General features: G+C 74.7%; 21 protein-coding genes. 4 read left to right on the top strand and 17 right to left on the bottom strand.

All coding sequences use genetic code 11. From position 1 onward, the window contains the following. Window positions 1-47: 47 nt before the first annotated feature. The 16 genes from lepB to ftsY form a co-directional block, all read right to left on the bottom strand. Entirely contained in the window at window positions 48-728 is a 681-nt protein-coding gene (gene lepB, locus ACFYE1_RS06475) for a signal peptidase I (protein WP_387741130.1), read from the bottom strand. A gap of 16 nt (window positions 729-744) precedes the next feature. Next, entirely contained in the window at window positions 745-1149 is a 405-nt protein-coding gene (gene rplS / locus ACFYE1_RS06470; RefSeq protein WP_387741128.1) for a 50S ribosomal protein L19, read from the bottom strand. 196 nt (window positions 1150-1345) lie between these two features. After that, entirely contained in the window at window positions 1346-2188 is an 843-nt protein-coding gene (trmD, locus tag ACFYE1_RS06465) for a tRNA (guanosine(37)-N1)-methyltransferase TrmD (protein ID WP_387741126.1), read from the bottom strand. Next, window positions 2188-2781, bottom strand: coding sequence for a ribosome maturation factor RimM (gene rimM / locus ACFYE1_RS06460; protein WP_387741124.1), 594 nt, complete (start codon window positions 2779-2781; stop codon window positions 2188-2190). Before rimM ends, trmD begins: the two co-directional genes overlap by 1 nt. 145 nt (window positions 2782-2926) lie before the next feature. Continuing rightward, window positions 2927-3169 (bottom strand): RNA-binding protein, encoded by a 243-nt coding sequence (locus ACFYE1_RS06455; RefSeq protein ID WP_387741122.1) that lies wholly within the window; start codon window positions 3167-3169, stop codon window positions 2927-2929. Between the two features lie 2 nt (window positions 3170-3171). After that, entirely contained in the window at window positions 3172-3606 is a 435-nt protein-coding gene (gene rpsP / locus ACFYE1_RS06450; RefSeq protein WP_387741121.1) for a 30S ribosomal protein S16, read from the bottom strand. Between the two features lie 175 nt (window positions 3607-3781). Beyond that, complete coding sequence (locus ACFYE1_RS06445; RefSeq protein WP_387741119.1) at window positions 3782-4963, bottom strand: ABC transporter permease; 1182 nt, start codon at window positions 4961-4963, stop codon at window positions 3782-3784. Further along, entirely contained in the window at window positions 4960-5901 is a 942-nt protein-coding gene (locus ACFYE1_RS06440) for an ABC transporter ATP-binding protein (protein ID WP_387741117.1), read from the bottom strand. Before ACFYE1_RS06440 ends, ACFYE1_RS06445 begins: the two co-directional genes overlap by 4 nt. 162 nt (window positions 5902-6063) lie before the next feature. Beyond that, complete coding sequence (locus tag ACFYE1_RS06435; protein ID WP_387741115.1) at window positions 6064-6768, bottom strand: response regulator; 705 nt, start codon at window positions 6766-6768, stop codon at window positions 6064-6066. Continuing rightward, a complete protein-coding gene (locus tag ACFYE1_RS06430; protein ID WP_387741113.1) occupies window positions 6765-8420 on the bottom strand; it encodes a sensor histidine kinase in 1656 nt (551 codons plus the stop codon). Before ACFYE1_RS06430 ends, ACFYE1_RS06435 begins: the two co-directional genes overlap by 4 nt. A 64-nt stretch (window positions 8421-8484) precedes the next feature. Continuing rightward, window positions 8485-9792, bottom strand: a complete 1308-nt coding sequence (locus ACFYE1_RS06425) for a hypothetical protein (RefSeq protein WP_387741112.1) — start codon at window positions 9790-9792, stop codon at window positions 8485-8487. A 71-nt stretch (window positions 9793-9863) separates the two neighbouring features. Next, window positions 9864-10349 (bottom strand): NUDIX domain-containing protein, encoded by a 486-nt coding sequence (locus ACFYE1_RS06420; RefSeq protein WP_387741110.1) that lies wholly within the window; start codon window positions 10347-10349, stop codon window positions 9864-9866. Between the two features lie 7 nt (window positions 10350-10356). Further along, window positions 10357-11940: a signal recognition particle protein gene (ffh, locus tag ACFYE1_RS06415; RefSeq protein ID WP_387741108.1), complete on the bottom strand. Its 1584-nt coding sequence runs from the start codon at window positions 11938-11940 to the stop codon at window positions 10357-10359. 200 nt (window positions 11941-12140) lie between these two features. Further along, complete coding sequence (locus ACFYE1_RS06410; protein WP_017833766.1) at window positions 12141-12479, bottom strand: P-II family nitrogen regulator; 339 nt, start codon at window positions 12477-12479, stop codon at window positions 12141-12143. A gap of 51 nt (window positions 12480-12530) precedes the next feature. Beyond that, a complete protein-coding gene (locus ACFYE1_RS06405; RefSeq protein WP_387741106.1) occupies window positions 12531-13844 on the bottom strand; it encodes an ammonium transporter in 1314 nt (437 codons plus the stop codon). 208 nt (window positions 13845-14052) lie between these two features. Further along, window positions 14053-15198, bottom strand: coding sequence for a signal recognition particle-docking protein FtsY (ftsY, locus tag ACFYE1_RS06400; protein ID WP_387741104.1), 1146 nt, complete (start codon window positions 15196-15198; stop codon window positions 14053-14055). Between the two features lie 82 nt (window positions 15199-15280). On the opposite strand from ftsY, the gene ACFYE1_RS06395 reads away from it, so the two are divergent. Beyond that, window positions 15281-16513, top strand: coding sequence for an MFS transporter (locus tag ACFYE1_RS06395; protein ID WP_387741102.1), 1233 nt, complete (start codon window positions 15281-15283; stop codon window positions 16511-16513). A 71-nt stretch (window positions 16514-16584) separates the two neighbouring features. Here ACFYE1_RS06395 and smc read toward each other — a convergent pair whose 3' ends face one another. Then, window positions 16585-20265 (bottom strand): chromosome segregation protein SMC, encoded by a 3681-nt coding sequence (smc, locus tag ACFYE1_RS06390; RefSeq protein ID WP_387741100.1) that lies wholly within the window; start codon window positions 20263-20265, stop codon window positions 16585-16587. 297 nt (window positions 20266-20562) lie between these two features. Between smc and ACFYE1_RS06385 the strand changes: the two genes are divergently transcribed. The 3 genes from ACFYE1_RS06385 to ACFYE1_RS06375 all read left to right on the top strand — a co-directional run bounded on the left by ACFYE1_RS06385 (window position 20563) and on the right by ACFYE1_RS06375 (window position 25589). Beyond that, window positions 20563-21588: a 3-oxoacyl-ACP synthase III gene (locus ACFYE1_RS06385; RefSeq protein ID WP_387741098.1), complete on the top strand. Its 1026-nt coding sequence runs from the start codon at window positions 20563-20565 to the stop codon at window positions 21586-21588. 135 nt (window positions 21589-21723) lie between these two features. Beyond that, a complete protein-coding gene (locus tag ACFYE1_RS06380) occupies window positions 21724-24411 on the top strand; it encodes an alpha/beta fold hydrolase (protein WP_387741251.1) in 2688 nt (895 codons plus the stop codon). Further along, a complete protein-coding gene (locus tag ACFYE1_RS06375; protein ID WP_387741096.1) occupies window positions 24408-25589 on the top strand; it encodes an NAD-dependent epimerase/dehydratase family protein in 1182 nt (393 codons plus the stop codon). Before ACFYE1_RS06380 ends, ACFYE1_RS06375 begins: the two co-directional genes overlap by 4 nt. Window positions 25590-25597 lie beyond the last annotated feature (8 nt).

Genomic DNA, 25597 nt, shown 5'->3' with positions numbered 1-25597 from the left:
TGGGCGGACGCCGGTGGGCGTCCGGATCCGGATTCGTGCGGATCCCGTCAGAGCTGCCCGGCCCGGTCCCGGGGCCACAGAACAGCAAGGGGTTCTCCGATGACCTTATCCGCTCGGACCAGTCCCCCACCGGGCGCGCCGAGCAGACTTCGGGAGTCCACCGACACCGACCGGTGGTCACCCATCAGCCAGAGCCGGCCCTCGGGGACCACCGCCGTGAACTCGACCTCGCTGGGGCGGTCGCCGTCGAGGACGTAGTCCTCGGTGATCTCCTCGCCGTCGACCTCGAGACGACCGGAGGGACCGCAGCAGGCGACGGTGTCCCCCGGAATGCCGATGACGCGCTTGAGGTACACGCTGTCCGAGCCGGTGAGCCCGCTCCACCGGCCGAGGCTCTGCAGGACCTGCGCGGGCCACGGGTCCTCGCTGCGCAGCGGGACGAAGCTTCCCCGCCCGTCGAAGACCACGAGGTCGCCCCGTTCGAGGCCGGTCTCGTCGACGAGCTTGCCCACGAGCACCCGGTCCCCCGGTTCGACCGTGGGCTGCATCGAGTCCGACCCGATCCAGTAGACGTCCACCACGAAGGCGCGCAGCAGACCGGTGACCAGCACGGCCACCAGGAGGGCGAGGACGACGGAACGCCAGCCCCGAGCACGGGGCTGGCGTTCTCGCCGAACGGCGTGGGACCCGGTGGTGCGGGTGTCCCGTGCGCGGGTTCCGGTGGGCACCGAAGCGCGCGCAGTCCTACTTGCCGGACTTGCCGGACTTGACGGCCTTGCCGGACTTCGAGGACTTGGCCGTGGTGTTGTCGCGCTTCTCGCGGATGCGAGCAGCCTTGCCGTGGCGGTCGCGCATGTAGTAGAGCTTCGCGCGGCGGACGTCACCGCGGGTGACGACCTCGATCTTGTCGATGACCGGGGAGTGCACCGGGAAGGTGCGCTCCACGCCCACGCCGAAGGAGACCTTGCGGACGGTGAAGGTCTCGTGCACGCCGGCGCCCTGGCGGCCGAGGACGAAGCCCTTGAAGACCTGGACACGGGAGCGGCTGCCCTCGACGATGTTGACGTGCACGTTGAGGGTGTCGCCCGGACGGAAGTCGGGGACGTCGCTGCGCAGCGACTTGGCGTCGAGCTGGTCGAGAATGTTCATGCTGGCTCTCCTGGTGAACGCCGCAGGTCGTTCACGTGGGTCGGCACGGATCCGTGGCGGCGGGTCGGTGCCCGTTCCGGGTGCGGAATCCGCAAGACGTGGTGACAGGTGCCCCGTGCGGGGTTCCCGGGTGTCCGGCTGTTGGTCGCTCATCCCCCTGCGGCAGGGGCGTGCCCAGCAGACACACAGCTGAACATTATGCCACAGGTTGCCCGCGGGCGCCGTCCCCGGCGCGCACCACGCGTGCGCCCGAGACGACCCAGCCCACCTCGGCCAGGACGGCGCGGTCCGCACGGTCCAGGCCCGCCGGGTCGAGGGACGAGACGAGGTCGGGGCGGCGGGCCGCGGTGCGCTGCAGCTGCCGGTCCCGCCGCCACCGCGCGATCCGGCCGTGGTGGCCCGAGAGCAGGACCTCGGGGACCGGCCGGTCCCGCCACAGCGCGGGTTTGGTGTAGACGGGGTACTCCAGCAGACCGTCCGCGTGGGACTCCTCCACGAGGGACTCGGGATTGCCGACCACGCCGGGCACGAGCCGCCCGATGGCCTCGACCATGGCCAGCACGGCGACCTCCCCGCCGTTGAGGACGTAGTCGCCGAGGCTCATGGGCCGGACCTCGAAGTGCTCCCGGGACCAGTCGACGACGCGCTCGTCGATGCCCTCGTAGCGCCCGCACGCGAAGACGAGATGCTCCCGCAGGGCCAGGTCGCGGGCGGTGGCCTGGGTGAAGACCTCACCGGCCGGGGAGGGCACGACCAGCACCGGCCGCTCCCCCGCGGTCCCGGGACCAGCAGCCGGCGCGGGCGCGGGACCGCCTTCGAGAACGGCCCCGAGCGCCGCGGCCCACGGCTCCGGCTTCATGACCATGCCGGCCCCGCCGCCGTAGGGGGTGTCGTCCACGGTGCGGTGCCGGTCCGTCGTGAACTCGCGCAGGTCCGACACGGTCAGGTCGAGGAGGCCCTGCTGCCGGGCCTTGCCGATGAGCGAGAGGTCCAGGGCCGAGAGGTACTCGGGGAAGATGCTGACGACGTCGATGCGCATCAGCGCCCGTCCTCCGGCGCCCCGTCCTCCGGGTCCCCACCATCGGGCTCCCTGTCGTCGAGGCCGAGCTCGAGCAGCCCCGGCGGCGGGGTCACCACGACGAAACCCCCTTCGGGGTCGACAACCGGCACGATCTCCTCGACGAAGGGCAGGACGGCCTTGCGCCGGCCCTCGTCGAGCTCGATCTCCAGCAGGTCCTGGACCGGCAGGGTGCGCAGACCGGTGACCACGCCGATCCGCGGCCCCGAGCCGTCCTCGGCGCCGGTGCGCACCTCGAGGCCGACCAGCTCGTGCTCGTACCACTCGTCGCCCTCGGGGTCCTCCTCCAGCGCCTCGGCGTAGAGGCGGGTGCCGCGCAGGGTCTCCGCGCCGTTGCGGTCGGGGACCTCCTCGAGGGCCACCACGAGCACGGCCTTGTTCCAGCGCGCCCCGCGCACGGTGACCACGCCCTCGGGGGCGAGGGGGACGGACGGCTCGAGCAGCAGCCGGGCGCCGGGGGCGAAGCGCTCCTCCGGGGCGTCGGTGAACAGCTGGACGGTGACCTCGCCCCGGATGCCGTGGGGCTTGCCGACGCGGGCGACCTGGACCTTCATGGATCTCCTGGGGGTCGGCGGCCGGGTGGCCGCGGGGACGGGGTGCGGTGGCAGGGAGGCGGAAAGCCGACGGTCCCCGCATCCGGTGCGGATGCGGGGACCGTGCGGGCGGCGGAGCCGGACGCCGGGGCGACCGGTGCGCGCCTCAGCGGGCGCGGTCGGTGTCGACGACGTCGATCCGGACCGGGCCGTCCTCGGCGAGCGCGCCCACGACGGTGCGCAGCGCCTTGGCCGTGCGGCCCTGGCGGCCGATGACCCGCCCGAGGTCGTCGGGGTGCACCCGGACCTCGAGGGTCTCCGACCGGCGCCCGCTCCTGACACGGACGTCGACGTCATCGGGGCTGTCCACGATCCCGCGGACCAGGTGCTCCAACGCGTCGGCGAGCATGACTACTCGGCCTTCTCGGCGTCAGCCGCGGGGGCGTCGTCGGAGTCGGCACCGGCGGCGGGCTCGGCGGCCTTCTCGCCCTTGGGGGTGATCGCCTCGGGGACGATCACGGAACCCTTGTCGGGGGCGACGAACTCGCCCTTGGGCTCGGGCCGCCGGAGGGTGCCCTCGGCGCCCTCCTCGCCCTGGAACCGCTGCCAGTCGCCGGTCACCTTCAGGATGGCGGCGACGGCCTCGGACGGCTGGGCGCCGACGCCGAGCCAGTACTGGGCCCGGTCCGAGACGACCTCGATGTAGGAGGGGTGCTCGGTGGGGTGGTACTTGCCGATCTCCTCGATGACGCGGCCGTCGCGCTTCTTGCGGGAGTCGACGACGACGACGCGGTAACGGGGATCGCGCATCTTGCCCATGCGCTTGAGACGGATCTTAACAGCCACTGGTGTGGACTCTCCTGGTTCTGGGATGAGGTGAACGCCCTGGTCTCGCTCCCGTGGGGCGGGCCGGTCACAGGGGTTCTGTGGACACGAGAAACGTGCGGCGAGAGGGACCGCACGCATCGAGTACCCGTCCAGTATGCCAGACGTCGTCAAGTCCGTACGGCGCACGGCCCGTTCACTGCTCGAGGCGCGCCGCCTCCCGCCACGTGAGGGAGCGTCCGCCCTGGAACACGGCGCGCTGGTAGATCCGCTCCCCGAGGCGCAGCAGCACCCAGGCAGCGGCGAGGGCGACCGCGAGGGACAGCACGGGCTGCCACCAGGCCACGCCCCCGTCCAGCATCCGGATGGGCATGGCCACCGAGGAGACGACCGGCACGAAGGACGCGGCCGTGAGCCACGCTCCCTCGGCGTAGAGGCCCACGAAGAGGGCTCCGATGAGCACGGTCATGATCGGCCCGGTGTTCGTCTGGAGGTCCTCGGAGCGGGAGGCCAGGGAGCCGAGGACCGCCCAGACGGAGGCCTGGGCGGCGAAGCCCGCCACGAAGAAGGCCACGAACCAGCCGGAGGCGGCGAGGATCCAGCCGACGTCCGCGGCGGCGCCCGTGACGTTGACGCCGACGAGGCCGACCGCCGCGTAGAGCCCGATCTGCGCGAACGCGAGCAGGGAGTTGCCGAGCACCTTGCCGTAGAGCAGCTGCCGGACCGGGACTGCGGTGGCCAGGATCTCCACGACACGGTTCTGCTTCTCCTCGAGCACGGAGTTGGCGATGGCCATGCCGAAGAGGATGGCGGCCAGGTAGAACAGGAACGCGAAGACGAAGCCCACGACGAGCCGCGCGGGGCCGCGGTCCGGCCCGCCGGACAGCAGCTCGGTGCGCACCTCGGCGCCCGCCGTGAGCTCCTCGGCGGTCGTCCCTGCGGCCCGAGCGTTGGCCTCCAGGGTCTCCTCGGCCACCGCCTGCTCGAGGACCCGGGCGAGCCCGGGATCGACGTCGTCCTGGCCGACCACCGTCCATCCGTCGAGGCCCCGCAGCAGCGCGGCGTCGGCGGTCTCGTCGGTCACCGCCCGGCGGGCCGCGTCCGGTGAGCCGGCGGAGTGCACGGTGAGGGTGTCGTCGCCGCTCTCGGCCAGCGCCTGTGCTGCCCGCGCCGCGACGGGCGCGGCCTCGGGCGCCGCGGTCGCCAGGACGTATTCGGCGGCCCGGCCGCCGAACAGGGCCGAGGCGGCGATCGAGGCGGCCACGAGGAGCACCGTGACCACCGTGGAGAGCAGGAAGGACCGGTCGTGCAGCTTGACGGAGATCTCGCGGGCCGTGACGATCCACCAGGGACGGGCGGCGGGCGGTCGGGTGCTCATCGGGTGGCCTCGCGGTAGACGTCGGACAGGGCGGGGACGATCTCGGCGAACTCGAGGAGCCCGCGGGGCACGGCGGCCTCGAGCACGCGGCGGCGGGCGTCGTCGTCGTCGAGCTCGAGCACCGCGGCCGGTCCGTCGACGTCGACGACGCGCACGCCCTGCAGGTCCCGCACCCAGCCGGCGTCCTGCTCGCAGCGCAGCCGGTGCCGCCGGGGGCCGGTGCGGCGCAGGTCCTCGGCCGTGCCGGCGGCCAGGACCCGTCCGCCGGAGAGGACGACCAGGGAGTCGCAGAGCCGGTCGACGAGGTCGAGCTGGTGGCTCGAGAAGAGCACGGGCACGCCCTGGGCCATGTGCTCGCGCAGCAGCTCGACCATGGAGTCCACCGCCACGGGGTCGAGGCCGGAGAACGGCTCGTCCAGCACGAGGGCGGCGGGTCCGTGCAGGAGCGCGGCGGCGACCTGCACGCGCTGCTGGTTGCCGAGGGAGAGGGACTCCAGCTTGTCCCTCCCGCGGTCGGCCAGGCCGAAGCGCTCCAGCAGCCGCCCGGCCTCGGCAAGGGCGTCACGGCGGTCCATGCCGTGGAGCCGGCCGAGGTAGCCGAGCTGGTCGAGCACCGGCTGCTTGGGGTAGAGCCCCCGTTCCTCGGGCATGTACCCGAAGCCGGCGCGGTCCGCCGCGGTGGCGGGGCGGCCGTCCCACAGGACCTCCCCGGAGGAGACCCGCAGCACGCCCATGAGCATCCGCATGGTCGTGGTCTTGCCCGCGCCGTTGGCGCCGACGAAACCGGTCATCCGGCCGGGCTCGACCCGGAAGGAGACGTCCTCGACCACGGTCCGGCCGCCGAAGGACCGGCTCAATCCCCGCGCCTCCAGGACGTGCCCCTCCGGGCGGCTCCGGAAGCGGGTGGTGGTCGCCGCTGGGGTGGTGCTGGTGCTCATGGGCCCGGGGTCCTCTCGGGGTGCGACCTCCCGGTGGGTGCCGGGCGGCTCGCTTCCCAGCCTATGGACGCGGGGGCCCCGGGGAATCCCCACCCGGGCGGAGTGCGGGCGCCGAGCGCCCCGGGCTCAGGCCGGCGGCCTCCGCCCCGGGGCGGAGCCGGCTCAGCCGACCAGGCCCGCCCGGTGGGCGAAGACGACGGCCTGCACCCGGTCCCGGGAGCCCGTCTTCGCAAGGATGTTCGACACGTGGGTCTTGACGGTGGCGGGCCCGAGGAACAGCCGCTGGGCGATCTCCGCGTTGGACAGCCCGTCCGAGACCAGCAGCAGCACCTCGTGCTCCCGCTCGGTGAGGGAGTCGAGGATCCGGCGCCGCGCGGGATCGGCCGGCGCCGGATGGACCGGCGCGGGATCGGCGGCCGCGGGGGCGGCCTCGGGGACTGGGGGCGGGCCGTCCGCGGTCAGGGCCCTGATGACGCGCAGCGTGGCCTCGGGGGCGAGCAGCGCGTGGCCGCCGGCCACGGCGCGCACGGCCTCCACGAGGTCGTCCGGGTCGGCGTTCTTCAGCAGGAATCCGCTGGCCCCGGCCGCGAGCGCGTCGAAGAGGTAGTCCTCGCGGTCGAACGTGGTGACGATCACGACCTTCGCGCACCCGGTCCCCACGATCCGGCGGGTGGCCTCGATGCCGTCCATGACGGGCATCTGCACGTCGAGCAGGGCCACGTCCACCACGCCGTCGCGGGCGGCGGCGACGGCCTCCGCGCCGTCGGATGCCTGGGCGACGACTTCGATGTCGTCCTCCACGGACAGGACCATGGCGAAGCCGGAGCGCACCAGGGCGTGGTCGTCGGCGAGCAGGACGCGGATCATGCCTCCGATCCTCGCAGAACCCCGTCCGGGGCGTCTTCCCCGGTGCCTCCGGGGGGCAGGGGGCACCGGGCGCGGACCCGCCAGCCCGGCCGGCCCGAGCGCGGCCCGATCTCCGCCTCCCCGCCGTGCAGGCGGACGCGCTCGCGCAGTCCCCGGAGGCCGAACCCGGTGCCGGCGGTGCCGCGGCGGGGCGAGCCGTCGTCGAGCACCTCGAGCTCGAACCACGGCCCCTCCGGGCCGCGGCCGGTGCGCAGGGTGACGGACGCCGTGGTGGCCGTGGAGTGGCGGATGACGTTGGACAGGGACTCCTGGGCGCACCGGAAGGCGGACAGGCCGAGCGCCGGGGGGATCCTGTCCAGGTCACCCGGGACGTCCTCGACCGTGCGGACGTCCACCGCCAGCCCGTTGTCGGCGTGCCGGCGGGCGAGGGCGGCGATGTCGGCGAGGCCGGGGTCCGGCCGGCGCGCGGCGGCGGTGCCCCCGCTGGGCCCCTGGGCGCCTTCCTCGCCCTCGGCGCGCAGCACGCCGAGGAGCTGGCGCATCTCCCCCACCGCGGTCCGGCTGGACGCCTCGATGGTCCGCAGCGCGGTGGCGGCGGCGGCGGGGTCACGGTCCAGGACCTTGCGCGCGGCCCCGGCCTGGATCCCGATCACGGACACGTGGTGGGCGACGACGTCGTGCAGCTCCCGGGCGATGCGCAGCCGCTCGTCGACGACGGCGCGGCGGGCGATCTCCGCGGACTGCTCACGGATCCGCTGCGCCTGGGCCGCGAGGCGGTGCTGCTGGAGCGCGGCCCGCCAGGACGCGCGCCCGGTCAGGACCGCCCCGCCGAAGTACACGGCGTTCACGAGCAGGGTGAATACCGCGTAGGAGGGCAGCTGGGGCAGCGGCCCGTCGACCTCGCCCAGACCGGTGAGGAATTCCGCGTAGGCGTTGGTGATGGTGAAGGCGCCGAGCAGCCACAGGCCCATCGTCCCCACGACCACCGACATCGCCACCCACAGGGCCTGGCGGTCGCGCGACCAGGCGACGGCGGCGTAGAGGGCCGCGAAATAGGCGCCCTGGAAGGGCAGCGTCATGGCGGCCGTGGGGCTCGCGTAGGTCAGGCCCAGGAACAGCGCGGAGGACGCGACCACGACCGGCAGCGGGAAGCGCCGGCGCAGGGCCAGTGGCACCACGATGAGCACGGTGCTGAGGTAGAAGCGCCAGGGCTCGTCCCCCTCCGCCAGCCCCGCGTAGCTGTGTACCAGCACGGAGGCCAGGAGCGCGACCAGCAGGAAGCCCAGGGCGGCCAGCACGTCGTTGCGCCGCTGGGCCGCCGTGGGCGCGGGCCGGGACCAGAACGGGTCCTCGGGGTCGTTCAGCCAGGCGGAGACGCGCGCCGCCAGCGGAGCCCGCGGCGCCGCGCCCGCTCCCACGTGCGGGTCGGTGTCCGCTCCCACGTGCGGGTCGGTGTCCGCTCCCACGTGCGGGTCGGTGTCCGCTCCCACGTGCGGGTCGGTGTCCGCTCCCACGTGCGGGTCGGTGTCCGCTCCCACGTGCGGGTCGGTGTCCGCTCCCACGTGCGGGTCGGTGTCCGCTCCCATGTGCGGGTCGGTGTCCGGCCCGGCGTGCGGGACGGTGTCCGGGTCAGTGGTCGGTCGGGTGTGCACGCCCCCACGGTAGCCCGCGGCGACGGCGCGGGACCTCCGCCCCGCGGGGGATCCTGCGGGGCGCTCAGCCGCGGTGCAGGCCGAAGAAGCGGCGCAGCCGCGCTCGCGAGCCCGGGACGGGGGACGTCTCCGGGAGCTGGGCGGTGGGCCCGGCGGCCGGCGCCCGCTCCTCGCTCCGCCGGCGGCGCGCGCCGCGCAGGGCCGCGTAGTAGGCGCTCTCCGCGGCGGCGTCCGCGAGCAGCGCCGCGGAGAGGGTGCCTAGCACGCGCGCCCCGGCCCCGCCGCGCCGGGCCGCCCCGGCGAGCCCCACCCCGAGGGCGGTCTCGGTGCCCGCGACGGCCAGGAGCAGCTCCGGCCGGCGGACGAGGGCCCGCTGGTACCGGGCGAACAGCCCGTCACCGGTGGGCGCGATGGTCATCCCCCGCAGGAGGGCGGGGCCCACGCCCGTGGGCTCGTAGTGCTCGGCGTCCTCCGTCCCCGTGAGTTCCCGGTGGCCCTCGACGACCTTGGCGGCGAGCACGGGCAGGCCCAGGAGCTGCAGGACGGACTCCAGGACCAGGTCGGTGGACTCCCCCAGCACGTAGTTGCGGAGCCGGTTGGTCTCGGCCGGGTCGAGGTCGAAGACGGAGGCCACGGACTCGATCTGCAGGTCCGAGGTGCTGCCCGAGCACAGCCGGACGAGGTCGCGCTCGAACCGGGCGGCCGGCGTCTCCTCGGCCTCGCCGGACAGGCCGCCCGCGGGGAGCCAGTCGGGGCCCCACTCGAGGGCGCACACGGCGTCGGCCGCCTCCAGATCGGTGACGGCCGCGGGGTCCTCCCCGGCGAGCAGGACCTCGAAGGAACGGGTGGCCCCGTCCGAGGACAGCGCCACGGCGGTCTCGGCGAGACCGGTGCGCACGGCCCAGAAGTCGACCTCGGCGTCGAAGGCCACCACGGACCAGCCGTGCCGGGACACGGCGGTGAACCCGGTGCCCGACAGGGCGGCCAGCACGGGCAGCTCGGGGGCGTCCAGGCGCACGAGCAGCACCCGGCGCAGCCCGGGGTGCTCGGGCTGGAGCTGCTGGCCGGTCATCTGCACGAGGGTCGCGGAGAGCTCGTCGAGGGTGCACCCGGGCTGCACGGAGCCGTCCTCGGCGGCCTGCGCGAGCCGGCCCTCGGCGTCGGCGAGGAACATCAGCTGCGTGGCGGCGGGGCCCTCGGCGTAGGCGCTGATCAGGCGGTGGTGGGCGACGACCTCGCGCATCCCCTCGCAGGTGGGGCGCAGCCCGGTGCCGTCGGACGCGGTGGCCTCCGTCGCGCACAGCACCGTGGCGGGGACCAGGTCCCACGCGGAGGTGGGGGATGCGATGTCGTCGGCGGGGAGTGAGGTCATGGCGTCCATGCTACGCCGTCGCCGCGGCCGCCCCGAGGGTGCGGGGAGGGTTCCCGGTCGCGCCGATCCGCTCAGCGGGGCCCGTCGACGAGCTCGGCCGTGCTGCCGTCCTCGAGGGCGGCCAGGCCCGCCCGCAGGCGGCGGGCCAGCGCGGGACGCAGGTACCGGTCCAGCTCCTCGGAAGCCGTCCAGCGGTGGCTGAGCAGCTCCGCCTCCTGGATCGTGATGGGCGTGTCGGCACCGATGACGCCGCCGTCGTAGACGAAGGAGACCGAGTCCCCCCACAGGCCCATGGCCACGCCGTGGTGGACGACGAGGAGCCGGCCCTCGGGCAGGTGCAGGCCGACCTCCTCGACGACCTCGCGGAAGCACCCGGTGCGGGGGTCCTCCCCCGCCTCGACGGTGCCTCCGGGCACCGTCCAGTCGGACTTGTAGTTGGGCTCCACGAGCAGCACGCGGCCGTCGGGGTCGCGGATGAGGGCCTCCGCGGCGAGGCGGCGGGTGGGCAGCGAGTCGACGAACCGCTTCAGCTCGGTCTCGGACAGGTAGGAGCTCACGAGGCGATCACTGTCCCAGGAACTTCTCGAAGCCCTTGGGCAGGTTCAGGTCGGCGGGGTCCGGCTGGCCCGGGGCGGCGCCGAACGCCGACCCGGCCGGCGCCTTCTGCTTCCGCTGCTGCTCGAGGGCCGCGTTCTCCTGCGCCCGCTTGGCGGGGTTGCCGGAGCGGGACCCGCCCTTCTTCGCGGAGCCCTTGCCCTTGCCCTTTTTGGGGCCCCCGCCCGCGCCGGGCATGCCGGGGATGCCGGCGGGCATGCCGGGCACGCCCTTGCCCTGGGCGAGACGCTTCATCATCTTCTGCGCCTGGGCGAAGCGCTCCATGAGCTGGTTCACCTCGGAGACGGTGACGCCCGAGCCCTTGGCGATGCGGGCGCGGCGGGAGCCGTTGATGATCTTGGGCGCCACCCGCTCGTGCGGGGTCATGGAGCGGACGATGGCCTCGACGCGGTCGATCTCGCGCTCGTCGAAGTTCTCGAGCTGCTCGCGCATGCCGGCGGCTCCCGGCATCATCATGAGCATCTTCTTCATCGACCCCATCTTGCGCAGCTGCTGCATCTGGGCGAGGAAGTCCTCGAAGGTGAAGTCCTCCTGGTCGGTGAACTTCCGGGCCATCTTCTCGGCCTCGTCGCGGTCCCACTGCTTCTCGGCCTGCTCGATCAGCGTGAGGACGTCGCCCATGTCGAGGATGCGGGACGCCATGCGGTCCGGGTGGAACTGCTCGAAGTCGTCGACGTTCTCCCCGGTGGAGGCGAACATGATGGGCTTGCCCGTCACGGAGGCCACGGACAGCGCGGCGCCGCCGCGGGCGTCGCCGTCGAGCTTGGACAGGACCACGCCCGTGAAGTCGACGCCCTCGTTGAAGGCCTGGGCCGTGTTCACGGCGTCCTGGCCGATCATCGCGTCGATGACGAAGAGGACCTCGTCGGGCTGGACCGCGTCGCGGATGTCGCGGGCCTGCCCCATGAGGGCCTCGTCGATGCCGAGACGGCCGGCGGTGTCCACGATGACCACGTCGTGCAGCCGCGCGCGGGCCTGGGCCACGCCGTCCCGGGCGACCTGAACGGGGTCGCCCGTGGGGTCGTCGGACTCCGAGGTGGTGCCCGGGTGCGGGGCGAAGACCGGCACCCCGGCACGCTCGCCCACGACCTTGAGCTGGGTGACCGCGTTGGGCCGCTGGAGGTCGGAGGCCACGAGCAGGGGGCGGTGCCCCTGGCCCTTGAGCCACTTGCCGAGCTTGCCGGCCAGGGTGGTCTTGCCGGCGCCCTGGAGGCCCGCGAGCATGATGATCGTGGGGCCGGTCTTGGCCATCCGGATCCGGCGGGTCTGGCCGCCGAGGATGTTCTGCAGCTCCTCGTTGACGATCTTCACGACCTGCTGGCCGGGGTTCAGCGCCTCGGAGACCTCGAGCCCGAGGGCGCGCTCCTTGACGGCGGCGGTGAACTCCCGCACGACCGGCACGGCGACGTCGGCGTCGAGCAGCGCGCGGCGGATCTCCCGCACGGTGGCGTCGACGTCCGCCTCGGTCAGGCGTCCCTTGCCCTTGAGGTTCTTGAAGGTGGCGGTCAACCGGTCGGACAGTGAATTGAACACGGGTCGAAAGCTGCTTTCGTCGAGGGAGGCGGCCGGTGCGCCGCGGTCTGCGCCGCGGGCCACGGCCCGGCCCGGTGTGGCGGGTCAGTGTCCAAGGTTAGCAACTCCGGGCGGTGCGGGGCCCGCCCCCGCCGCCGCACGGGGACGACGGCGGCCGGTCCCCTCCACCGGGAGGGGACCGGCCGCCGGGACCGGTGGGCTCAGAGCGCCGTCTCGTCGCGCTCTCCCGTGCGCACGCGCACGGCCTGGTGCACGTCGGTGACCCACACCTTGCCGTCACCGGCGCGGCCGGTGTTCGCGGAGGAGACGATGACGTCCACGATGTCCGTGGCCTGGTGGTTGTCCACGAGGATCTCGACCCGGACCTTCTCGAGCAGGTCCACCGTGTACTCCGCGCCGCGGTAGACCTCGGTGTGCCCGCGCTGCTGCCCGTAGCCGTGCACATTCTGGACCGTCATGCCCTGGACGCCGTAGGACTCGAGGGCGGACTTGATGTCCTTGAACTTCTCGGGGCGCACGATCGCGGTGACGAGTTTCATGGGAGGGATGCCTTTCGTGAGGGAGGGATGCGTCGGAGGTCGCCGCACGGCTCAGTGGTGCACCGGCTCGGAGCGGCCGGGCTCGAAGGACGTGGCGCCCTCTCCCGCGGCGTGCCGGCCCGGGCTGAAGGAGCCCGTGGCGTCGCCGGCCAGTGCGTAGCCGGACTCGGCGTGCTGGGTGATGTCGATGCCGTCGATCTCGTCCCGCTCCGGGATCCGGAAGCCGATGGTCTTGTCGATCACGATGGCGATGACGAAGGTGAGCACGGCGCAGTACAGGACCGAGACGAGCACCGCGACCACCTGCGTGAGCAGCAGGCCGAAGCCTCCGCCGTAGAACAGGCCCGCGGTGCCCTCGGAGGGCAGCGCCACGAAGCCCAGGGCCACGGTGCCGACGACGCCGGAGACCAGGTGCACGCCGATGACGTCCAGGGAGTCGTCCATGCGCATCCGGTACTTGAGGCCCACGGCGAGCGCGGAGCAGATGCCGGCCACGAAGCCGATCACGATCGCCCAGACCGGGGAGACGTTGGCGCAGGCCGGGGTGATGGCCACGAGCCCGGCCACGGCGCCGGAGGCGGCGCCCAGGGACGTGGCGTGCTTGTCGCGGATGCGCTCGGTGAGCAGCCAGCCCAGCATGGCCGCGGAGGGGGCCACGAGGGTGTTGATCCAGATGAGCCCGGCCTGCTCGGCGGTGCCCGCGGCGCCGGCGTTGAAGCCGAACCAGCCGAACCACAGGATCGCGGCGCCGAGCATCACGAGCGGCAGGTTGTGGGGGCGCTGGCTCGGGTCCTTGCCGAAGCCCTGGCGGGCGCCCACGATCAGGATGAGGATCAGCGCGGCCACTCCGGCGTTGATGTGCACCACGAGGCCGCCGGCGAAGTCGATGGCCTCGCCGATCGCGGAGCCCACGGCGCCGTCCTCGGTGAGCAGCCCGCCGCCCCAGACCATGTAGGCCAGGGGGGCGTAGACGAGCGTGGCCCAGAGGGGCACGAACACGGCCCAGGCGCCGAAACGGGCGCGGTCGGCGATCGCCCCGGAGATCAGGGCGACGGTGATGATGGCGAAGGTCCCGCCGTAGGCGGCGCCGAGGAGGTCCTCGGTGCCCATGATGTCGGCCAGGGCGAAGGACGGCACGGGGCTGCCCGTGAGCCCGCCGAGCAGCGGGTCCCCGCCGCTCATGGAGTAGCCCCACAGGACCCACACCACGGAGACGAACGCGATGGAGATGAAGCTCATCATCATCATGTTCAGGACGCCCTTGGCGCGGGTCATCCCTCCGTAGAACAGGGCCAGGCCGGGGGTCATGAAGAAGACCATGGCGGCCGCGACGATCGTCCACACGTGTCCAGCGGTGATTTCCACGATGTGCACCTCTCTCTCAGGTTGTCAGGTCACCGGTGCCACTGGCCCGTTCCCCGTGGGGTCGTCCGGTGCTCACCGTTTCCCTATCGAGTGTCCGAGAGAGATGTTTCGCCCGCGGCCGCACGAGGTTGCCGGGATGTTTCACGCCCGCCGCACGGGTTACACGTGTGTGAACTGCGGCGGGCGTGTGGGGCGATGGGGGGACGGATCAGTCGAGCAGGGCGTCCACGAAGCTCTCGGGCTCGAAGGGCGCGAGGTCGTCCGGTCCCTCGCCGAGGCCGATGAGCTTGACCGGCACCCCGAGGCTCTTCTGGATGGCGACCACGATGCCGCCCTTGGCGGTGCCGTCCAGCTTGGTGAGGACGATGCCGGTGACGTCGACGACCTCGGCGAAGACCCGCGCCTGGGTCAGGCCGTTCTGCCCGGTGGTGGCGTCGATGACGAGCAGCACCTCGTCGACCGTGGCCGCCTTCTCCACGACCCGCTTGATCTTCCCGAGCTGGTCCATCAGGCCCGCCTTGTTCTGGAGCCGGCCGGCGGTGTCGATCATCACGACGTCCACCTCGTGCTCGATGCCGGCGGTCACGGCGTCGTAGGCCACCGAGGCGGGGTCGGCGCCCTCGACCTGCGAGCGCACGGTGGGCACGCCCACGCGGGCGCCCCAGGTGGAGAGCTGGTCGGCGGCCGCGGCGCGGAAGGTGTCCGCGGCGCCGAGCACCACGTCCTTCTCCTCGGCGACGAGCACGCGGGCGAGCTTGCCCACGGTGGTGGTCTTGCCGACCCCGTTGACGCCCACCACGAGGACGACGGCGGGGATCGGCCCCTTGCGCCCCACGGCCAGGGACCGGTCCATCGACGGGTCGACCAGCGCGACGAGCTCCTCCCGGAGCATGGCCTTCACGTGGGCGGGGTCGTTGGTGCCCTCGACCTTGACCCGGCGCTGGAGGGCCTCGACGAGGTCCATGGACGAGTCCGTGCCGAGATCGGCGAGCAGCAGCGTCTCCTCGATCTCGTCCCACACGTCCTGGTCGATGCGGTCGCGCGAGAGCAGGGCCAGCAGGCCCTTGCCGAAGACGTTGTTGGACTTGGACAGCCGCCCGCGCAGCCGCGCCATCCGGGACGCGGCCGACTCCGGGCGGTCGAGGGCCGGCCGGGCGTCAGCGGGCGGGGCCGGGGCGGTGCCGGGCTCCAGGTCCCCGGGGGCCGCGACGGGACCGCCCTCGAGGTCGTCCGGGTCCCGCGTGGAGGGGTAGCCGCCGCGGGGCGCCTTGGGCCCCCGCAGCAGGACCAGCCCGAGCAGACCGAGGACCACGACGGCGATGAGCACGTAAGCGAGAACGGGTATCGAATCCACGTCGCCCAGCTTCTCACACCGCCCGGATCCCGGCCCGGTGGCCGCGGGACCGGGCTGCCGCCCGGCGTCCTAGACTCGACGGGTGCCCGTTCAGTCCGCCGCCGCGCCCGAGCGCGAGCGCGTTCCCCAGCAGATCACGGTGCTCATCGCCGCCGCCTTCGTCATCGCGATCGGCTACGGCATCGTGGCCCCGGTGCTCCCCCAGTTCGCCACGACCTTCGGGGTCGGTGTGGCCGCCGCCTCGGCCGTGATCAGCGTCTTCGCCGTGGCCCGCCTCCTGTTCGCCCCGGCGGGCGGGCGGATCCTGAACCGGATCGGCGAGCGCCCGACCTATGTGACCGGCGTGCTCATCGTCGCCCTGTCCTCGGCGGCGACCGCGTTCGCCCAGACCTACTGGCAGCTGCTGCTGTTCCGGGGACTCGGCGGGATCGGCTCGGTGATGTTCACGATCTCGGCGATGGGGCTGATCGTGCGGCTGGCCCCGCCGCGGATGCGCGGGCGGGTCTCGGGCTACTACTCCTCCGCGTTCCTGGTGGGCGGGGTGCTCGGCCCCGTGGTCGGCGGCCTGCTCGCCGGCTTCGGCATGCAGGCGCCGTTCCTGATCTACGCGGTGTCGCTGCTGGTGGCCGTGGCGGTGGTGCACTTCCGGCTCAAGGACGAGGTGCTCGGCGCGGGCAAGGACCGCCGGAACCAGCCGGTGATGACCGTGGCCGAGGCGCGCCGGGTGGGGGCCTACCGCTCCGCCCTGGTCTCCAGCTTCGCCCACGGGTGGACCGCCCACGGGATCCGGGTGGCCCTCGTGCCGCTGTTCGCGGTCGCCGTGCTCGGGGCCGGTCCGGCCGTGGCCGGACTGGCTCTGGCGGTGTACGCCGCGGGCAACGCGATGACCCTGCCCGTCATGGGCCGGCTCACGGACCGGTTCGGGCGCAAGCCCCTCGTGCTCAGCGGTCTGGTGCTCAACGGCGTCGCGACCATGGGGCTGGGCTTCGTCCAGGACGTCCCGTGGTTCGTGGTCCTCTCGCTCGTGGCCGGCATGGGCTCCGGGACTCTGAACCCGGGCCAGCAGGCGACCGTGGCCGACGTCATCGGACCGGACCGGGCCGGTGGGCCGGTGCTCGCCCGGTTCCAGATGAGCGCCGACGCCGGGCAGATCCTCGGTCCCGTGGTGGCCGGTGCGCTCGCCGACGCCGCGGGCTTCGGCTGGGCCTTCGGGGTCTCCGGGGCGATCATGCTGCTGGCCGCCGGGGCCTGGCTGCCGGTCAGGGACACGATGGAGCGGTCCGGCACGCCGCCCGTGGGCGGCGCCGGGCAGTAGCACCCAGGAGTCCGGAGCGCCGCCGCGGGCCGGAGCACGGGTCTGTCCGGTGGATCCGCGCCCCGCCGGGCTCAGCGCAGCTCGGCGAGGCGCTGCCCGATGACGGTGGTCACGCCGTCCCCGCGCATCGCCACCCCGTAGAGGGCGTCGGCGATCTCCATGGTCCGCTTCTGGTGGGTGATGATGATCAGCTGCGAGGTCTCCTGGAGCTGGCGGAAGATGCTCAGCAGCCGCCCGAGGTTGCGGTCGTCGAGGGCCGCCTCGACCTCGTCCATGACGTAGAAGGGCGAGGGACGGGCCTTGAAGATCGCCACGAGCAGCGCGATCGCCGTCAGCGACCGCTCCCCGCCGGAGAGCAGGGACAGCCGCTTGATCTTCTTGCCGGCCGGGCGCGCCTCGACGTCGATCCCGGTGGTGAGCATGTCCGTGGGGTCGGTGAGGCGCAGTCGGCCCTCCCCGCCCGGGAACAGTGTGGCGAAGACGCCCTCGAACTGCCGGGCGGTGTCGGCGTAGGCCTCCGCGAAGACCCGCTCCACGTGCTCGTCGACGTCGCGGATGATGCTGCGCAGGTCCTGCCGGGAGCGCTTGAGGTCCTCGAGCTGCTCGGCCAGGAAACGGTGGCGCTCCTCGAGGGCCGCGAACTCCTCCAGCGCCAGCGGGTTCACCCGCCCCAGGGAGGCGAGCTCCTTCTCGGCCCGGCGCAGCCGTGCCTCCTGCTCGGCGCGCACGTAGGGGGCGCCCGCCGCGGCCTCGGCCGGGGCGCCGGACACCGCGCCGAACAGGGCGTCCTGGCCGTCGTCGGCCGCCGGCGGTGCGGTGTCCGTGCGCTCGGCGTCCTGCGGCGCCCCGGAGCCGGGGCCGGGGATCGACAGGTGCGGCCCGTAGTGCTCCACGAGCGAGTCCGGGGTGAGTCCGAGCTCCTCGAGGGAACGCTCCTCCAGGGACTGGATCCGGGCGCGCTGCTGGGTGCGGGCCAGCTCGTCCCGGTGCACGGAGTCGGTGAGCTCCGCGAGCCGTGCGGCCAGCCGGTCGTTCGCGGCGCGAAGGTCCGTCAGCTCCGCGTCCAGCCCGGCGCGGACCGCCTCGGCCCGGTCCCGCTCCGCGGCGGCGACCGCCCCGGACGCCCCCACGAGCCCGAGCAGCTGCTCGGCGCCGGCAAGCACCGCCTCGGCGTTGCGGGCCTGGATCCGACGGCGCCGCGCCCGGCGCTCCGCCTCCTCCCGCGCCCGGCGCTCGGCGGCAGCAGCCCGTTCCTGGGACGCGGCCCGGTTGCCGAGGGCGCGGGCCTGCTCCTCCAGCGAGCGCAGGGCGAGCCGGGCCTCGGTCTCCGCGGTGCGGGCCGTCGTGGCGGCCCGGTGCAGCTCGTCGCGGCGGGCGGCGGCCTCGAGCTGGACGGTCTCGGCGTCCTCCACGCCGTGCTCCTCCGCGGCCTCGAGCCGCTCGGCGGCCTCGCGAAGCCGCTCCTGCTCGTGGGCCAGGTGCTGCCGTGCGGCCGCGACCTGCTCGTCGAAGCGCCGGGTCTCCGCCTCGGCGGAGTCGAGCACCGCCCGGACCCGGGAGAGCTCGGACGCGGCCCGGTCCGCCGCACGCTCCGCGGCGCGCAGGACCGCCGCGGTCTCCTCGGCGGCCCGGCGGGCGGCGTCCCGGGTTGCGGCCGCCGCGCGGGACGCGGCGCGCGCCCGGTCGAGGGCCGTGGCGAGCTCGGCCCGCTCGGTCTCGGCAGCCTCGGCCGCGGCGCGGGTCTCCAGCGTGCCGGCCGCCTCCGCGGCCCCGCCCCAGGCGCTGGTGCCCGTGAACACGTCGCCGCCCCGGGTGACGGCCGTCAGATCGGGCCGGGCCGCCACGATCCGGGCCGCCGTGGCGGCGTCCTCCGTGAGCACGGTCCCGGCGAGCAGGGCACGGACGGCGGCCGCGCCGCGCCGGGCGTCGTCGTCGCCCGGGCCGGTGCCCTCGTCGGTGGCGCCCCGCAGCACGGCGGCGGCGGGCCGGACTCCGGGCCGGTCGGAGACCGCCGCGGGCGTGCGGGACCGTTCCGGGGCGGCCGCGGCCACCAGCAGGTGCACGCGGCCCACCCCGTCGGCGCGCAGGGACTCCAGGACGGAGACGGCCGCGCCGTGGGAGCGCACGGCGAGGGCCTCGGCGAAGGGGCCCATGGCGGCCGTCACCGCCCGCTCCCACCCGGGCTCGACGTCGAGGAGGTCGACGACGGCGCCGAGCACGGCGCCGGCGTGCCGCTCCAGGACCGCCGCGGAGCCGTCGGGCTGGCGCAGGGCGGCGCGCAGGGTCTCGGCGCGGGCGCGCTGGGCGTCGTGGGCGCGCAGCAGCTCCTGGGCCGCGGACTCGGCCTCCCGCGCGGCGGTGCGGGCCCCGGCGGCGGCCTCGGCGTCCCGCTCGTGCCGCGTGCGGGCCCGTTCGGCGGCGCCGGCTGCGTCCTGGGCCGCGAGCGCCAGCCTGTCGGCCTCGGCGCCGGCCTGCACCCGGCGCCGCCCGGCGTCCGCGTGGGTGGTGTGCAGGCGGGAGAGCTCGTTCTCGGCGGCCTCCACCCGCGATCGGGCCGCCACGACCGCGCCGGTGAGCCGGGCCGCGCCCTCCCGGCGGTCGGCGGCCGCCCGGAGCAGGCCGGTGACCACGCCGTCCTGGTCCCGGGCCGCGGCCTCCGCGTCCTCGCGCTCCTGGATGGCCTCGGCGAGGGCGTCGACGGCGTCCTCGACCTGCTCGAGGAGCTGGTGCTGCTCCTCGCGGGTGCGGGCCGCCTGGGCCTCGAGCCGGTCCGGGTCCCGTGCCGGCTCCGCGGGCTCGGCCGCGGAGCCGAGCAGCCGGCGCCGTTCGGCGGCGAGCGAGGCGAGCGACCGGTAGCGCTCCTGCACGGCCGTGAGCTGGTACCACGTGTCCCGCGCGGCGTTGACGGCGGGGGTCGCCTGGGCGGCGCGGGCCTCGACGTCGGCCTGGCGGGCCCGGCCGGCGTCGAGGGCCTGCTCGGCCTCGGCGCGCTCGGCGCGCAGCCGGCGCTCGACGTCCTCGTCGACGGCGAGGCTCGCGCGGGCCTGCACGAGGTCGTCGGCCAGCAGCCGGGCGCGGGCGTCACGGACGTCGTGCTGGATCCGCTGGGCCCGCCGGGCCGTCCTGGCCTGCCGGCCCAGCGGGGTGAGCTGGCGGCGGATCTCGGCGGTGAGGTCCTCGAGCCGGTCGAGGTTGGCCTGCATCGCCTCGAGCTTGCGCAGCGTCCGCTCCTTGCGGCGGCGGTGCTTGAGGATCCCCGAGGCCTCCTCGACGAAGCCACGGCGCTCCTCCGGGGTGGCCTGCAGGACGCGGTCGAGCTGTCCCTGGCCCACGATGACGTGCATCTCCCGGCCGAGCCCGGAGTCGGAGAGCAGCTCCTGGATGTCGAGCAGCCGGCACGGCCGGCCGTTGACCGCGTACTCGGAGCCCCCGGAGCGGAAAAGCGTGCGCGAGATCGTGACCTCGGAGTACTCGATGGGCAGCGCGCCGTCGGCGTTGTCGATGGTCAGCGACACGTGGGCCCGCCCGAGCGGGGCCCGGCCGGCGGTGCCGGCGAAGATGACGTCCTCCATCTTCCCGCCGCGCAGCGACTTCGCCCCCTGCTCCCCCATCACCCACGCCAGGGCGTCCACCACGTTGGACTTGCCCGACCCGTTGGGCCCGACGACGGCGGTGACCCCGGGCTCGAACTCGAAGGTGGTGGCCGAGGCGAAGGACTTGAACCCCCGCACGGTCAGGGTCTTCAGGTGCACGGGGGTCCGGTCTCCTGGTGTGGGCGTGTCGGGCGGGGGTCGCCCCCACTGTACTCGCGCGCCCGGACGGCGCCGCGGCCGCCGGTCGGGCGGCGCTCCCGGCGGGGAGCGGCGAACCGCCCGCACGAAGGACGGGCGGAGAAGATGATCAGCCTACAGAGAAACGTCCCGGCCCGGGCCGCCGCCGCGGAACCGGCCGGTAGACTGGCCGCGACCAGCACGACCTCCCCTCCCGGCGACCTCGCCCTCCGTGGGCGGGCCGGGGCGTCGGCGAGACCCTAACGAAAGCCAGAGACCTTGACCGGTAATTCCTCGATCCGTCACCGCAACGCCGCCCTCCTGGCCATCACCAAGGTCGAGGCCGACGAGGCCGTGCCCTCGTCCCACGCCGACGAGGTCCTGTCGGACACGTTCGCCCGGCTCAAGATGCCCAAGGGCCTGCTCGAGCGGCTCGCCGGCGTCAACGAGCGGCGCGTCTGGGCCCCCGGTCGCCACTTCACCGACGGTGCCGTGGAGGCGGGCGAGGCGGCCCTCTGCCGGGCGGGCGTGCGCCCGGACCAGGTGGGGCTGCTGATCAACGCCTCGGTGACCCGTGACGGCTACGAGCCCGCGGTCTCGGTGTCCGTGCACCACCGGCTCGGCCTGGCCCCCTCCGCCCTCAACTTCGACGTCACCAACGCGTGCCTGGGCTTCGTCAACGGGCTCACGATCGCCTCCACGATGATCGACTCGGGCGCGATCGACTACGCGGTCGTCGTCGCCGGCGAGGACCCGACGCCCTGGCACCGCGAGACGTACGAGCGGCTGCAGGGCCCGGACGTGACCCGGGCGGACGTGGTGCGCGAATTCGCCACCCTGACCCTCGGCTGCGGCGCGGCCGCCGCCGTGGTCGGCCCGTCCGACCGGCACCCCGAGGGCCACCGCATCGCGGGGTCCGTGACCCGTTCCGCGACCGAGCACCACGGGCTGTGCATCGGCGGCTTCGACGGCATGTACACCGACGCCACGGGGCTGCTCAAGCACGGCGTGGGGCTGCTCGCGGACGCGTGGCACGACGCGCACGAGGACGGCTGGGACTGGGCGGACATGGACCGCTACATCGGCCACCAGGTCTCCATGTCCCACACCAACAAGCTGTTCCAGGACGTCGGGATCGCCCCGGAGAAGTTCCCGCTGACCTTCCCGTTCTGGGGCAACGTCGCGGCCGCCGCGCTGCCGATGACCCTCGCCCTGGAGGCCGAGCGGCTCCGGACGGACGAGCGGGTGCTGCTGCTCGGCGTGGGCTCCGGGCTCAACGCGACCTACATGGAGATCGACTGGTGAACCGCCGACGCTGACGCCGCGCCCGCCCGAGACGACCCCGCCCGAGACGCACCTTCGAGGAGCCCCACGACCATGGCACGCAGACGACCGTCCACGACCCCGCAGCCCGGAGGGCCGGACGCGGCGCGGCTGCCCATGACGGAGGTGCCCCTGCCCGGGGTGGACCCGATGTGGTCCCGCACGGTCACGGTGGCCTCGACGGCCCCCGTGGAGCCCGTTGCCGGCCGGCGGCGCCGCTGGCACGTCCTCGACAACGCGGCCTCCCTGGAGGTCGCAGGCCTCACGCCGCGCGGCACGGTCCTCGCCGTGCACGGCAACCCCACCTGGTCCTATCTGTGGCGCGACGTGCTGGCCGCCGGGACGGACCCCGCCAACCCCTGGCGGGTCGTGGCCGTGGACCAGCTCGACATGGGTTTCTCCGAGCGGACCGGGCTTTTCCGCCGCCTCGACGACCGGGTCCGCGACCTGGGCGACCTCACGGCCGAGCTCGGCCTCGACGCGGGCTCCGGCCCCGTGGTGACCCTCGCCCACGACTGGGGCGGGCTCGTGTCCTCCGGCTGGGCCCTGGAGCACCAGGACGTCCATCGGGCCACTGTCCTCACCAACACCGCCGTCCACCACGACGACGCCGAGCAGATCCCCGCCTCCCTGCGGCTGGCGCTGACCCCGGCCGTGCACGGACTGCTCACCGAGCGGACCACGAGCTTCCTCGACGTGGCTCTCGCCCTCGCGGACCCGTCCCTGCCCCGCGACGTGCGGGCGGCCTACCGGGCGCCGTACGCCACGCGCGCCCGGCGCGAGGCGATCCGCAACTTCGTGGCCGACATCCCCGTCGCCCCGGACCACCCCTCCCATGCCCGCTACGAGCAGATCGCCGCCGGCGTGGCCGCCCGCGACGTCCCCGCGCTGCTGCTGTGGGGCATCGGTGACCCCGTGTTCCAGGAGCGTTACCTGCAGGATCTCGTGCGCCGGATGCCCCACGCCGACGTCCACCGCTACGAGGGCGCCCTGCACCTGCTGCCCGAGGACCGGGACGTCGCGGCGCCGGTCATGGCCTGGCTCGCCGACCGCTTCGGCCCCGGCCCCGACCGCCGCGAGCTGCACCTGCAGCGGCGCGCCACGTCCCGCGGCGACCACGTCCCCTTCCCCGCGGAGCTCGACGCGCGGCGGGCCGACCTGGGCCTCGCCGTCGTGGACATGGCCCGCACCTCCGACGACGCCGGCGCGGCGGCACGCGCGGCCCCGGTGCGGACGAGCCTGAGCTGGGCGGAGCTCGCCGACCGGGTGGACCGCCTCGCCGCCGGGCTCACCGGCATCGGCGTGCGCCCCGGGGACCGTGTGAGCCTCATGGTGCCGCCGGGGTCCGACCTCACCGCGCTGCTCTACGCGTGCCTGCGCATCGGCGCCGTCGTGGTCGTGGCGGACTCCGGCCTCGGCCCCAAGGGGCTCACCCGGGCGCTGCGCGGAGCCGGGCCGGCCTGGCTCGTGGGCATCCGCAAGGCGCTCGTCGCCGGCCGGGCCCTCGGCTGGCCGGGCACCCGGATCTCCCTCGAGACCCTCGACCCCGTGTCCCGCCGGGCCCTCGGCGCCGCGCACGACGTCCCCGGGCTGCTGGCGTCCACCCCGCGCCCGGACCTGCCCGCGCCGGACCCGGACGCGGACGCCGCGGTGCTGTTCACCTCCGGGTCCACGGGCCCGGCCAAGGGCGTCGTCTACACCCACCGCCAGCTCTCCGCCATGCGGGACGCCGTGCGCGGCACGTACGGACTGACCGCCGGCACGGGGCTCGTGGCGGGCTTCGCGCCGTTCGCGCTGCTCGGGCCCGCCATGGGGGCCACCTCGGTCACCCCGGACATGGACGTGACCGCCCCGAAGACCCTCACCGCCCGAGCCCTGGCCGACGCCGCCTCGGCCATCCAGGCCACGGCCGTGTTCCTCTCCCCCGCGGCGATCACCAACGTCCTCGCCACCCGGCACGAGCTGGACGAGGGGCAGCGGCGGGCCCTCGAGCTGGTGGAGCTGGTGCTCTCGGCGGGGGCCCCCCTGCCGGAGCCTCTGCTGGAGCAGCTGCAGGAGCTCGTGCCCGCGGCCTCGCTGCACACCCCCTACGGGATGACCGAGGGGCTGCCCCTCACGGACGTGACCCTCGGGACCATCCGGCAGGCCGGCCGGGACAGCGCGGGAGCCGCCGTGGCCGGTGCGGGCAACGGCGTGTGCGTGGGCACCGCCGTGCACGGCGCCGAGCTCGGGGTCACCCCCCTGCGCCCGGACGGCACCGCCGGCGACGAGATCACGACGGAGCCCGGGGTCACCGGCGAGATCCTCGCCCGCGCCCCGCACGTCAAGGACCGCTACGACCGGCTCTGGCACACGGAGCACCTCAGCACCCAGGTGCCCGGCTGGCACCGCACCGGGGACGTCGGCCACTTCGACGCCGCCGGGCGGCTGTGGGTCGAGGGCCGTCTCGCCCACGTCGTCGTCTCCGCCGGCGGCGTGCTGACGCCCGTCGCCGCGGAGCACTCGGCGCAGACCGTGCCCGGGGTCGGCCGCGCCGCCGTCGTCGGGGTCGGCCCGGCGGGCACGCAGGTGCCCGTGGCCGTCGTGGAGACGGTCCCCGCGGCCCCGCGCCCGGGCCCCGCCGACCCGCTGCTCTGCGGGGCCGTGCGCGCCGCCGTGCTCGAGGCCACGGGCCTGGACCTCGCGGCCGTGCTCGTGGTCCCCGAGCACCCCACCGACATCCGGCACAACTCCAAGATCGACCGAGCCCTGCTGGCCGGATGGGCGGACTCCGCCCTGGCCGGAGGAAGGATCAGGAACCCGTGAACGGCAAGCACCGCCAGGACGGCACGCACGACGACAAGGTCCCCGCCTACGACGCCTCCGTGGCGGAGGGCGCCCCGCCGGACGGCACCGGCAGCCACGAGGTGGAGCGCGGGCGGCAGGAGCTGACCGGTGAAGGGCGTACGGTGCTCGTCACCGGCGCCTCCGGGATGCTCGGGGAGCACGTGGCCCGGCTGCTCGCGGCCCGCCACTGGACGGTCCGGCTGCTCCAGCGCCGGCACGCGCCGCTGGCCGACCAGCCGAACGTCGAGGAGGTCCTGGGCTCCGTCACGGACCCGGACGCCGTCGCGCGGGCCATGGAGGGCGTCGACGACGTCGTCCACCTCGCCGCCAAGGTCTCCTTCGCCGGGGACTGGGACGAGTTCCTGCGGACCAACGTCACCGGCACCCGCGTGGTCCTGGAGACCGCGCGGCGGGCCGGCGTGGACAACGTGGTGTTCGTCTCCTCGCCGTCGGTCGCCCACACGGGCCACTCCCTCGTGGGCGAGCCCGCCCGGACGGCCGATCCCGTGCACGCGCGGGGCAACTACGCCCGGTCCAAGGCCGCGGCCGAGCTGCTCGCGCTCGAGGCGGACGGCCGCGGGCTGCGCGTCACGGCCGTGCGCCCGCACATCGTGTGGGGCCCCGGCGACACCCAGCTGGTCGAGCGGATCGTCGACCGCGCGGCCACGGGACGGCTGCCGCTGCTCGACCACGGGGCGGCGCTGATCGACACCACCTACATCGACAACGCGGCCGAGGCGGTCGTGCGCGCGCTGGAGCGGATCGAGTGGGCGCACGGGCGGGCGCTGGTGGTCACCAACGGCCAGCCCCGCACCGTGGGCGAGCTGGTGGCGGGCTTCTGCCGGGCCGCCGGGGTCGAGCCGCCGGCGCGCAGGGTCCCGGGCGCGCTGGCCCGCCTGGCGGGCACGGTCATCGAGAAGGTGTGGGCGCTCCGTCCGGGGGCGGACGAGCCGCCGATGACGGCCTTCCTGGCCGAGCAGATGTCCACGGCCCACTGGTTCGAGCAGCAGACCACCCGGGAGGTGCTCGACTGGACGCCTTCCGTGACGGTCGAGGAGGGCATGGCACGGCTGACCGAGTACTACCGGACCCACCCGCTGGGCGCCGACGACGCCCCGATGCCCGCCACCGGGTCCACGGCCGCCGGGGGCTCCTGAGCACGCCC

The organism is Kocuria nitroreducens, assembly GCF_042879195.1.
Taxonomy (GTDB): Bacteria; Actinomycetota; Actinomycetes; order Actinomycetales; family Micrococcaceae; genus Kocuria; species Kocuria nitroreducens.
The sequence above is the reverse complement of the archived record's forward strand: the minus strand, read 5'-3'. Positions and strand labels throughout refer to the sequence as shown.

Coding starts and splice junctions, on each gene's coding strand:
- ACFYE1_RS06425 (WP_387741112.1), bottom strand. CDS start 9,792: ATGACCTCACTCCCCGCCGACGACATCGCATCCCCCACCTCCGCGTGG.
- ACFYE1_RS06380 (WP_387741251.1), top strand. CDS start 21,724: ATGACGGAGGTGCCCCTGCCCGGGGTGGACCCGATGTGGTCCCGCACG.
- rplS (WP_387741128.1), bottom strand. CDS start 1,149: ATGAACATTCTCGACCAGCTCGACGCCAAGTCGCTGCGCAGCGACGTC.
- ACFYE1_RS06435 (WP_387741115.1), bottom strand. CDS start 6,768: ATGATCCGCGTCCTGCTCGCCGACGACCACGCCCTGGTGCGCTCCGGC.
- ACFYE1_RS06445 (WP_387741119.1), bottom strand. CDS start 4,963: ATGAGCACCCGACCGCCCGCCGCCCGTCCCTGGTGGATCGTCACGGCC.
- ACFYE1_RS06410 (WP_017833766.1), bottom strand. CDS start 12,479: ATGAAACTCGTCACCGCGATCGTGCGCCCCGAGAAGTTCAAGGACATC.
- ACFYE1_RS06440 (WP_387741117.1), bottom strand. CDS start 5,901: ATGAGCACCAGCACCACCCCAGCGGCGACCACCACCCGCTTCCGGAGC.
- ACFYE1_RS06455 (WP_387741122.1), bottom strand. CDS start 3,169: ATGCTCGCCGACGCGTTGGAGCACCTGGTCCGCGGGATCGTGGACAGC.
- rimM (WP_387741124.1), bottom strand. CDS start 2,781: ATGAAGGTCCAGGTCGCCCGCGTCGGCAAGCCCCACGGCATCCGGGGC.
- trmD (WP_387741126.1), bottom strand. CDS start 2,188: ATGCGCATCGACGTCGTCAGCATCTTCCCCGAGTACCTCTCGGCCCTG.